10 protein-coding genes are annotated in these 10,042 nt (G+C 72.1%); all 10 read right to left on the bottom strand.

Annotated elements, in window-relative coordinates; all coding sequences use genetic code 11:
• Nucleotides 1-488, bottom strand: a 488-nt coding sequence (locus V7E46_RS29735; RefSeq protein WP_333771322.1) for a MarR family winged helix-turn-helix transcriptional regulator, incomplete at its 3' end; no start/stop codon positions are given.
• Between the two features lie 211 nt (nucleotides 489-699).
• Nucleotides 700-1,092: a YccF domain-containing protein gene (locus V7E46_RS29730; protein ID WP_333771321.1), complete on the bottom strand. Its 393-nt coding sequence runs from the start codon at nucleotides 1,090-1,092 to the stop codon at nucleotides 700-702.
• Nucleotides 1,089-1,949, bottom strand: a complete 861-nt coding sequence (htpX, locus tag V7E46_RS29725) for a zinc metalloprotease HtpX (RefSeq protein WP_333771320.1) — start codon at nucleotides 1,947-1,949, stop codon at nucleotides 1,089-1,091. Before htpX ends, V7E46_RS29730 begins: the two co-directional genes overlap by 4 nt.
• A gap of 192 nt (nucleotides 1,950-2,141) precedes the next feature.
• The gene (locus V7E46_RS29720) at nucleotides 2,142-3,683 is read right to left on the bottom strand and encodes an NADH-quinone oxidoreductase subunit N (RefSeq protein ID WP_333771319.1); all 1,542 of its coding nucleotides are present in this window, start codon (nucleotides 3,681-3,683) and stop codon (nucleotides 2,142-2,144) included.
• 1 nt (nucleotide 3,684) lies between these two features.
• Nucleotides 3,685-5,250: a complex I subunit 4 family protein gene (locus tag V7E46_RS29715; protein ID WP_333771318.1), complete on the bottom strand. Its 1,566-nt coding sequence runs from the start codon at nucleotides 5,248-5,250 to the stop codon at nucleotides 3,685-3,687.
• A gap of 6 nt (nucleotides 5,251-5,256) precedes the next feature.
• Entirely contained in the window at nucleotides 5,257-7,245 is a 1,989-nt protein-coding gene (locus V7E46_RS29710; protein WP_333771317.1) for an NADH-quinone oxidoreductase subunit 5 family protein, read from the bottom strand.
• On the bottom strand, nucleotides 7,242-7,610 hold the full coding sequence (gene nuoK, locus V7E46_RS29705; RefSeq protein WP_329175672.1) for an NADH-quinone oxidoreductase subunit NuoK: 369 nt from the start codon (nucleotides 7,608-7,610) through the stop codon (nucleotides 7,242-7,244). Before nuoK ends, V7E46_RS29710 begins: the two co-directional genes overlap by 4 nt.
• Nucleotides 7,610-8,203 (bottom strand): NADH-quinone oxidoreductase subunit J family protein, encoded by a 594-nt coding sequence (locus V7E46_RS29700; RefSeq protein ID WP_333771316.1) that lies wholly within the window; start codon nucleotides 8,201-8,203, stop codon nucleotides 7,610-7,612. Before V7E46_RS29700 ends, nuoK begins: the two co-directional genes overlap by 1 nt.
• On the bottom strand, nucleotides 8,200-8,820 hold the full coding sequence (locus V7E46_RS29695; protein ID WP_333771315.1) for a NuoI/complex I 23 kDa subunit family protein: 621 nt from the start codon (nucleotides 8,818-8,820) through the stop codon (nucleotides 8,200-8,202). The genes V7E46_RS29700 and V7E46_RS29695 overlap by 4 nt, the downstream gene beginning before the upstream one ends.
• A gap of 2 nt (nucleotides 8,821-8,822) precedes the next feature.
• Complete coding sequence (locus tag V7E46_RS29690; RefSeq protein ID WP_333771314.1) at nucleotides 8,823-9,785, bottom strand: complex I subunit 1/NuoH family protein; 963 nt, start codon at nucleotides 9,783-9,785, stop codon at nucleotides 8,823-8,825.
• Between the last annotated feature and the right edge of the window lie 257 nt (nucleotides 9,786-10,042).

The raw sequence follows: 10,042 nt of genomic DNA, 5'->3' as shown, positions 1-10,042 counted from the left end.
GCTGCGGGGCCGGGCGCGGGGCGGGACAGCAGCGCGGCCAGCAGGGCGTCGAGGCGGTGGCGCTCCACGGAGGTCAGGCCCGCGGTGAGCTTGTCGTCGGCGTCGGACATGGCCGGGTCCGTCGCCCTGACGGCGGCCCTGCCCCGCTCGGTGAGCGCCAGTACGTACGAGCGCCGGTCGTCGGGATTACGCGCCCTGCTGACCTGTCCCGCGGCCTCGAAGCGGTCGATCAGCTTGACCATGGTGGTGCGGTTGATGCCGAGCCGGTCGCCGAGGTCCTGCTGCGAATACGCGGCGCCGGGCTCGCCTATCGCGTCGAGCACCTGGAAGTCGCGGGCGCTGCCGGCGCCGTCGGAGGTCGGGCCGAAGTCCGGCGCAAGGCGGGTGGCGAGGACATGGGCGCGGCGCAGCAGATACGCGGCATAGCCGGCGAGCGCGGGGGGCAATTCCGCGCCCGCGGCCTTCGTGCTGAGCGCGTCACCGTCCACAACCGTGCACCTCCGCCGCCGAGACTAGCAGGGCACAGCCGTCTGACCAGGGGTCGGACCGATCCGACCAGCATCGCGGGGCCGGTGTGACCCCGGGGGCGGGCGGATGGCCCGCACCGCCCCGGGGAGCCGCCGGACGCGGCTGGGCCGGCCCCAAGGCCGCCGGACGCGGACCGGCGGCTCCCCGGGACCCCGAAGATGCCGGGGCGGCTCAGCGGGTCACGAAGGGCTGGTCGCTGGGCACGATCTCCCGGCCGAGCGGCATCAGCGACAGCGGGATGAGCTTGAAGTTCGGGATCGCCAGCGGAATGCCGATGATCGTGATCGCCAGCGCGATGCCGGTGACGATGTGCCCGAGGGCCAGCCACCAGCCGGCCAGGACCACCCACAGCACATTGCCGACCAGCGAGCCCGTGCCGGCGTCCCGGCGCTCCACCGTCGTGTAGCCGAACGGCCAGAGCGCGTACACGCCGATACGGAACGCCGCTATGCCGAAGGGGATGCCGATGATGGTGATGCACAGGATGACTCCGGCCAGGAAATAGCCGAGGCACATCCACAAGCCGCACAGCACCAGCCAGATGATGTTCAGAATCGTCTTCATGAGGGACGGCCTGCCATCTGTTCGAGGCGGGAGATGCGCTCAGCCATCGGGGGATGGGTCGAGAACAGCTTGGACGCGTCGCCCGGGCGGAAAGGGTTTGCGATCATCATATGGCTGGCGGTCTCCAGGCGCGGCTCGGGCGGCAGCGGAAGCTGCTTGGTGCCCACGTCGAGCTTGCGCAGGGCGGAGGCCAGCGCCAGGGGGTCGCCGGTGAGGCGGGCGCCGGAGGCGTCGGCCTCGTACTCCCGGGAGCGGGAGACGGCGAGCTGGATCAGGGACGCGGCGAGCGGGCCGAGGATCATCATCAGCAGCATGCCGAGGATGCCGGGTCCTTCGTCGTCGTCCGAGCGGCCGATCGGGATCAGCCAGGCGAAATTGACCAGGAACATCACCACGGAGGCGAGGGCGCCCGCCACCGAGGAGATGAGGATGTCGCGGTTGTAGACGTGGCTCAGCTCGTGGCCGATGACTCCGCGCAGCTCGCGCTCGTCGAGGATGTTCATGATGCCCTCGGTGCAGCACACCGCGGCATTGCGCGGGTTCCGGCCGGTCGCGAAGGCGTTGGGGGCCTCGGTCGGCGAGATGTACAGCCGCGGCATGGGCTGCCGGGCCGCCGTCGACAGCTCGCGCACGGTCCGGTAGAGCGCGGGTGCTTCGAACTCGCTGACCGGACGGGCGCGCATCGCGCGTAGCGCCAGCTTGTCGCTGTTCCAGTACGCGTAGGCATTCGTGCCAAGGGCGATGACGAGCGCCACGATGAGCCCGGTCCGGCCGAAGAAGCTGCCGATGACCAGGATGAGTGCGGACAGAACACCGAGGAGTACGGCGGTCTTCAACCCGTTGTGCCGGCGGTGCACGTGCGCCCTCCAGAGTGTGCGGTGCGTCCGGGGATCGCTCCCCCTAAGGAAAACCTCCTGCTGTGCTCAACGCCACCGGGGCGGCCCCAGTTCCCTCGCGCGCCTCCGTGCGCACGGACAGCTACCGGACCGGGACGCGGAGCATGCGGCTCTGAGCGTCGCGCGCCGGGCGTACCGCCGGGGTCGCCGAGGTCAGAGCAGCGTGCCCTGGGCGTACCGCAGGACCAGCTGAGGGGCCCCGGACAGGACGACGCCGGCCAGCGAGGCCAGTGCGACGGCCAGCGTGAGCCCGGCCGGGGTCCGCGCCTCGGCAAGGGCGACGGCGGGCGCGTCGGGCGTACGTACGCCGGTACGCTCCCCGGCCGTGCGCCCGTCCGCCGCGGTGAAGAGCAGCGCCGTCCAGCGCAGGTAGTAGACGAGGGCGATGACGACGTTCACGGCCATGATCACCGCGAGCCAGCCGTGCTGGGCGCCGACCGCGGAGGAGAAGACGGCGACCTTGGCGAACAGGCCGATCACACCGGGCGGCAGCCCCGCCAGGCACAGCAGGAAGAAGGCCAGCGCAAGGGCGGCGGCGGGGCGGGACGCGTAAAGGCCGCGGTAATCGGTGAGGCGGCTGTGCGGCGCGGTGCGCTCCACCAGGGCGACGACCGCGAAGGCGCCGAGATTGACCACGCCGTACATCAGCGCGTAGGCGACGGTGGTGCCGATCTCGTGGGCCGGGCTGTCGGCGGACGCTGCCGCGGCGAGCGGGACCAGCAGATAGCCCGCCTGCCCGACCGAGGACCAGGCCAGCAGCCTTACCGCGCCACGCGGCGCACCGGGACGCTGTCGCAGGGCGCCGACATTGCCCACGGTCATGGTGAGCGCGGCCAATACCCCGATCGCCGGACCCCACACGCTGGTGTACGGCCGGAAGGCGACGACCGTGACCAGGATCAGTCCGGAGAAGCCCACCGCCTTGCCGACCACCGACAGATACGCGGCGACCGGCAGCGGCGCGCCCGCATAGGTGTCGGGCACCCAGAAGTGGAAGGGGGCCACGGCGAGCTTGAACGCGAAGCCGACCAGGGTGAGGGCGACGCCCGCCCTGGCCAGGGTGTGCAGCTGGTCGGGGGTATGGGTGAGGCCGTCGGCGACCGCGGCCAGGTGCAGGGTGCCGGTGGCCGCGTAGACGAAGCTGATGCCGAGCAGCGAGACGGCGGTGGCGGTGACCGAGGTCAGGAAGAACTTGAGGGCGGCCTCGCTGGAGAGCCGGTCGTCGCGGCGCAGGCCGACCAGGGCGAAGGCGGGCAGCGTCGTCACTTCGAGGGCGACGATCAGCGTGGCCAGGTCGCGGGAGGCCGGCAGCAGGGCGGCGCCGGCTGCCGAGGACAGCAGCAGGAACCAGTATTCGCCAGCGGGCATCCGCTCCAGGGTGCCGATCGACAGCAGCGCGGTCAGCAGCGCACCGCCCAGCACCAGGGCCTGGACGACCAGGGTGAAGTGGTCGGCCGCGTAGGAGCAGCCGCCGGTGCCGGCCCCGGGCTGGCAGAAGGTGCTGCGGTGGCCGTCCCGCAGCGGGATCAGGGTGAGCGCGGCGGCGAGGAGGCCGGCGGCGGTGACCCAGCCCAGCAGCGGTTTGCGGTCCTGCGGCAGGAAGAGGTCGGCGACCAGGACGGCCACGGCGAGCGCGGCCGGGATGACCACCGGGGTGAGCGCCGTCCAGTCGACGGACTGCACGAGGGACGGCATCTCAATGGCCTCCGAGCAGGGAGCGTACGGCCGGGTCGGTGAGCCCGAGCAGGGCGGCGGGCCACAGGCCCGCCAGGACGGTGAGCGCGGCCAGCGGCGTCCAGGCGGCGAATTCGTACGCCTTGACGTCGGCGAGCGCGGGCCGCAGCTCCGCGGTGTCCCGGTCTCCCATGCAGACCCGGCGGACCACGGTCAGCAGATAGCCGGCGGTCAGCAGGGTGCCGAAGGCGGCGACGGCGGTGAAGGTGAGGTAGGCGGGACGGCTGAGGCCCGGGCCCGGTTCGAAGGCGCCGAACATCGCGAGCATCTCGCCCCAGAACCCGGCGAGGCCCGGCAGGCCGAGCGAGGCGACCGCGGCGAAGGCGAGCAGCCCGCCCAGCCGGGGGGCGCGGCCGTAGAGGGCAGCGCCGGTGCCGCCGGCGAGCTGGTCGAGGTCGCTGGTGCCGTAACGGTCCTTGACCGCGCCGACCAGGAAGAAGAGCAGGCCGGTGATCAGGCCGTGGGCGATGTTCGCGAAGAGCGCGCCGTTGACGCCGGTGGGGTTCATCGAGGCGATGCCGAGCAGCACGAAGCCCATGTGGCCGACGGAGGAGTAGGCGATGAGCCGCTTGAGGTCGCCGCCGTTGCCCTGCCGGGCCAGCGCGAGGCAGGCCAGCGAGCCGTAGACGATCCCGACGACGGCGAAGGCGGCCAGGTAGGGGGCGAAGGTCTGCATCCCGCCGGGCGTGTCGGGCAGCACGATCCGCACCAGCCCGTAGGTGCCCATCTTCAGCAGCACCCCGGCCAGCAGGACGGAACCGACGGTGGGGGCGGCCGTGTGGGCGTCGGGGAGCCAGCTGTGCAGCGGCCACATCGGGGCCTTGATCGCCAGGCCGATCCCGATGGCCAGGACGGCGGTCAGCTGCGTGGAGTGACTGAGGTGTGACCCGTTGTCAGTGGCGAGTGCCACCATGTCGAATGTGCCCGCTTTCACACCGATGAGTAGCAGGCCGAGCAGCATGATCACGGAGCCGAGGAGGGTGTAGACGATGAAGCGCAGGGCCGACCGCTCGCGGTCGCCGCCGCCCCAGCGGGCGATCAGGAAGTACATCGGGATGAGGACCATCTCGAAGGCCAGGAAGAACAGCATCAGGTCGAGCACGGCGAAGGTGGCCAGCGTGCCCGCTTCCAGCAGGAGCAGCAGCGCGACGAAGGCCTTGGCCGAGCCGCCGGCCGGCAGGTGGAAGTAGGAGTAGAGCGCGCACAGGAAGGTCAGCAGCGCGGTCAGCACCAGAAGGGGGAGGGAGATGCCGTCGATGCCCAGGTGGAGGCGGATCCGCAGCGCGGGGATCCAGTTGAGGTCGGTGCTCGCCTGCATCGTCGCCGGGTGGTCGTGGTCGAAGCCGGCGGCGAGCACCACGGCGAGGATCAGGACGGCGCCGGAGACGGTCACACCGTGCCGCAGTATGGCCTGGTCGGGGTTGCGGCCGCGCAGACCGGGCGGCGGCGGGAGCAGGGCGCCGACCGCGCCGAGCAGCGGCAGCACCACGACCGCCGCGAGGACGTACTGGAGTGCGGTGTCGTTCACTGGTTCTCAGCCTCCGACGGCGACGAGGACGGCGAGCACCACGGCGCCGGCCAGCAGCGCGCTGAGGTAGGTCTGGACGTTTCCGGTCTGGGCCTTGCGGACGGCCGCGCCCAGCAGCCGCGGGGTACCGCCGGCGCCGCGGACGTAGGTCTCGATGACCTCGCGGTCCAGGAAGCGGACCAGGTTCGCGGCGGCGAGCACCGGGCGGACGAAGAGCGCGCTGTAGACGGCGTCGAGGCGGAAGCCGTGGGCGGCGAGCGGGTGCAGCGGACCGAGCAGCAGCCGGCCCGGGTCGCCGGGGTCGTCCGCAGCGGCGATGTCGCCGTAGATCGCCTGGTGGGTGGCGATCGCCTCGGCCTCGACGAGCGCGGGCTCCGCGTCGGGGTCGGCGGTGACGACGGCTCCGACGGGTACGTTCTTGCGGGTCGCGGTGCTCGCGGACCAGGCGCCATAGGTGATGAGGACGCCCACGAGGGCCAGTCCGGTACCGAGGACGGAGGTGAGCAGGGTCGGGCCGAGCGGGGCGCCGCCGAACCAGTCGGGCAGCTCGCGGTAGGTGAGGCCGCCGAAGGCGAGGGTGGGGACGGCCAGCACCCACAGCACGCTGGTCATCGCGATCGGCTGCCTGCCGTGGTCGGGGGCCCCGGGGCCGCTGCCGCCGAAGGCCAGCAGGAAGAGCCGGGTCGCGTAGCCGGCGGTGAGCACGGCCGCGGCGAGTCCCGCGACCAGCACGGTCCAGCCGACCGCCGACGGCACGTGCGCGGTGTCGCCGGACGAGGCGTGCTCGGCGGCCCGCAGCACCGATTCCTTGGAGAAGAAGCCGGACAGCGGAGGGAGGGCGGCGAGCGCGGCGAGCGCCAGGCCCATCGTCCACATGGCGTCGGGGACGCGTTTGCCGAGCGAGCCCATCCGGGACATCGCGGTGAGCGAGTTGGTGCCGGCGGCGTGGATGACGACGCCCGCGCCCAGGAAGAGCAGGGCCTTGAAGGCGCCGTGCGAGAGGAGGTGGAAGACGGCGGCGTCGCGGTCGCCGACGGCCAGGGCGCCGGCCATGTAGCCGAGCTGGCCGATCGTGGAGTACGCCAGCACGCGTTTGATGTCGTCCTGCGCGAGGGCGGCGAGCGCGGAGCCGACCATCGTCACGGCGGCCATCGCGGCGAGCACGGCCAGCGCGGCGGCCGACGCGGTGAAGACCGGCAGCAGCCTGGCCACCAGGTAGATGCCGGCCGCGACCATGGTGGCCGCGTGGATCAGCGCGGACACCGGGGTGGGGCCTGCCATGGCGTCGGGCAGCCAGGTGTGCAGCGGGAATTGCGCGGACTTGCCCGCGACCCCGGCGAGCAGCAGCAGCGCGACCACGGTGGGGTGGTGCAGCTGCCCGTGTGTGGCGGCGCCGAGGATGCCGGAGATACGGAAGGTGTGCGCGTCGGTGGCGAGCGCGAACACCCCGATCAGGAAGGGGACGTCGCCGAGCTTGGTGACCAGGAAGGCCTTGATCGAGGCGGCGCGGGCGGTCTCGGTCTCCCAGTAGTGCCCGACCAGGAAGTAGGAGCAGATGCCCATGACCTCCCAGCCGACCAGCAGCACCACCAGGTCGCCCGAGTAGACGACCAGCAGCATCGCGGAGGTGAAGAGCGAGACCAGGGCGGCGTACGACGGATAGCGCGGGTCGTCGCGCAGATAGGAGACGGAGTAGAGCTGCACGCAGGTCGCGACCAGGCCGACCAGGACCGCGATCAGCACCGAGAAGCCGTCCAGGTGCAGGGACAGGTCGATCGGTACGGACCCGGTGACGGTCAGCCGGTGCGCGCCGTCGGTGGGCGCGCCGGTGCCCTGCCGCGCGGCGGTGACCACGGCGAGCACGAAGGCGACCGCGGTGGGCATGACGGCCAGCGGGCGGACGAAGCCGGGTGCGCGCCGGCCGAGCAGCAGTCCGGCGGCCGCGCCCAGCAAGGGCAGGAGGGGTACGAGCGCGGCAAGGGCGATCAGGGTCACGCGGAGGCCTCTGCCTTCTCGTCGTCCGCCGCGGGTGCGGGCGTCACGTCGGGTGCGTCGGGTTCCGCGAGGCCGGTGAGCCGGTCGATGTCGGAGCTGCCGCGGTTGCGGAAGACCAGCAGCACGATCGCCAGGCCGAGACCGATCTCGGCGGCGGCGATGGTGATGGTGAAAAGGGTGAGCGCCTGGCCGGCGTGCAGGGAGTCGCGCAGCCAGACGTCGAAGGCGACCAGGTTGAGGTTGACGGCGTTGAGCATCAGCTCGACGGACATCAGGACGAGGATCGCGTTGCGGCGGGCGAGCACACCGTAGAGGCCGACGCAGAAGAGGAGGACGGCGAGGACGGCGGGATAGGCGAGGTGCATCAGCTGCGCTCCTTGCCGTCGGCGGGCGCGCCGGCGGTGGCGGCGGGGTCACCGGTGTCGCGGCGGGACAGCACGATCGCGCCGACCAGCGCGGCCAGCAGCAGCACCGACAGCGCCTCGAAGGGCAGCACCCAGTGCCGGAAGAGGCTTTCGCCGGTGGCCCGGGAGGAGCCCTGCGCGACGCCGTGCAGATTGATCCAGGTGGTACGGAAGGCGTCCACCACCACCCACACCAGGGCGGCAGCGGCGGCGACCGCGATCAGGAGGGCGACCAGCCGGTTCTCCGAATCGGCGTCCGGGGAGCGGCCGATGGGCGCCTTGGTCAGCATCAGGCCGAAGAGCAGGAGGACGACGACGGAACCCACGTAGATCAGCACCTGCACCCAGGCGATGAATTCGGCGGTGAGCAGCAGGTACTCGACGGCCAGGCCGCCGAGCGCGACGACCAGCCACAGGGCGGCGTGCACCAGCTGCCGGGTGGTGACGGTCAGCAGGGCCGCGCCGAGGGTGGCGAGGCCGATCAGGACGAAGGTGATCTCGACGCCGGTCGGGGAGAGGAAGCCGGGATGGTGGGCGGCGGCGCTGACGTTCACGCGTCACCCTTCCCCTGCTCGTCGCTCTGCCCGTCGCCCTGCCCGGGGGCAGCCTGTTCGGCGGCGTTCTGCTCCTCGGCGGCAGCCGCAGCCGCGGCCTTCTCCGCCTTCTCCGCCGCCTTGCGGGCCGCGGCGATCTCCTTCGGCTCCTCCGCCGCGGGGTCGAGCGCGGGCGGGGCGGGGACCGTCCACATCCACTCCCGCAGTTTGTCGCGTTCGTGGGTGAGGTCGAGGATGTCCGTCTCCGCGTACTCGAACTCCGGTGACCAGAACAGCGCGTCGAAGGGGCACACCTCGATACAGATACCGCAGTACATGCACAGGGAGAAGTCGATGGCGAAACGGTCCAGGACGTTGCGGCTGCGCTCCCGCCCGCCGGGGGCGGCCGGCGGCGCGGTCTCCTTGTGGGAGTCGATGTAGATGCACCAGTCGGGGCATTCGCGCGCGCACAGCATGCACACCGTGCAGTTCTCCTCGAACAGGGCGATCACCCCGCGGCTGCGCGGCGGGAGTTCGGGCTGCGTGTCGGGGTACTGGGCGGTGACGGTGCGCTTCGTCATGGTCCGCAGGGTGACGGCCAGGCCCTTGGCGAGACCGGATCCGGGGATGGGGGGCATGGCTAGGAGATCACCACCTTGACGACGCCGGTCAGGGCGATCTGGGCGAGGGACAGCGGGATGAGCACGGTCCAGGCGAGCTTCTGCAACTGGTCCTCGCGCAGCCGCGGATAGCTGACCCGCAGCCAGATCACGACGAAGGCCAGCAGCGCGGTCTTGACCAGCGTCCACACCCACCCGGCGCTGCCCGACCACGGGCCGTGCCAGCCGCCGAGGAAGAGCACCGCGGTCAGCGCGCACAGCACGACGATGCCGGCGTATTCGGCGAGCAGGAACAGCGCGAAGCGCAGCCCGGTGTATTCGGTGTACGCGCCGAAGATGATCTCGGAGTCGGCGACCGGCATGTCGAACGGCGGGCGCTGGAGCTCGGCGAGCCCGGCGGTGAAGAAGACGAGGCCGCCGACCAGTTGCCAGGGCGTCCACCACCAGTGGTAGCCGTCGAGGATGCCGGGCAGCGACAGGGTGCCGGCCGCCATCGCCACGGAGGCGGCGGTCAGCAGCATCGGCAGCTCGTACGCCATCAGCTGGGCGGCCGTGCGCAGGCCGCCGAGCAGCGAGAACTTGTTGGCCGACGCCCAGCCGGCCATGAGCGAGCCGAGCACGCCGACACCCATCACGGCCAGGACGAGGATCAGCCCGGCGTCCACGGTCTGCCCGACGAAGCCGTCGGGGCCGACCGGGATCACGATGAGCACCAGCAGATACGGCAGCAGGGCCACCGCGGGCGCGAGCTGGAAGACCCGGCGGTCGGCGTCGGCCGGGACGATGTCCTCCTTCTGGGCGAACTTCACCCCGTCGGCGACGAGCTGCGCCCAGCCGTGGAAGCCGCCGGCGTACATCGGGCCCAGCCGGCCCTGCATGTGCGCCATGACCTTGTGCTCGGCCTGCCCGACCAGCAGCGGGAAGGTCAGGAAGACGACGAGGACGGCGACCAGCCGCAGGACGACGTCAAGCGTGTCGTTCACGTGCGGTCGCCTCCTTCTGCGGGCGGTTCCTTCGGAGCGGGCGGCTCAGCAGCGGGGGGTTCCTCCGGGGCCGGCGGCTCAGCGGCAGGCGGGTCGTCCGAGACGGGAGGCCCGGCGGCCGGGGGTTCGGCGGTCGGCGGCTCCTGCAGGGCGGGCGGCTCAGCCGGTGAGGGCCCGGCAGCCGGCGGCTCCGCGGTGGGCGGTTCCTGCGGGGGCGGGGCCTTCGGGGCCGCCGCCGGACGCTGCCAGGGCGCGTC

Source organism: Streptomyces sp. IBSBF 2435, from assembly GCF_036815005.1.
Lineage (GTDB): Bacteria > Actinomycetota > Actinomycetes > Streptomycetales > Streptomycetaceae > Actinacidiphila.
Note: the sequence above shows the minus strand (reverse complement) of the source record. Positions and strands in the feature narration are given on the sequence as shown.

What these genes read in the sequence shown, in the direction of transcription:
- V7E46_RS29730 (WP_333771321.1), bottom strand. Translation starts at nt 1,092, where the DNA reads ATGAAGACGATTCTGAACATCATCTGGCTGGTGCTGTGCGGCTTGTGG.
- V7E46_RS29720 (WP_333771319.1), bottom strand. Translation starts at nt 3,683, where the DNA reads ATGCCGTCCCTCGTGCAGTCCGTCGACTGGACGGCGCTCACCCCGGTG.
- nuoK (WP_329175672.1), bottom strand. Translation starts at nt 7,610, where the DNA reads ATGCACCTCGCCTATCCCGCCGTCCTCGCCGTCCTCCTCTTCTGCGTC.
- V7E46_RS29695 (WP_333771315.1), bottom strand. Translation starts at nt 8,820, where the DNA reads ATGCCCCCCATCCCCGGATCCGGTCTCGCCAAGGGCCTGGCCGTCACC.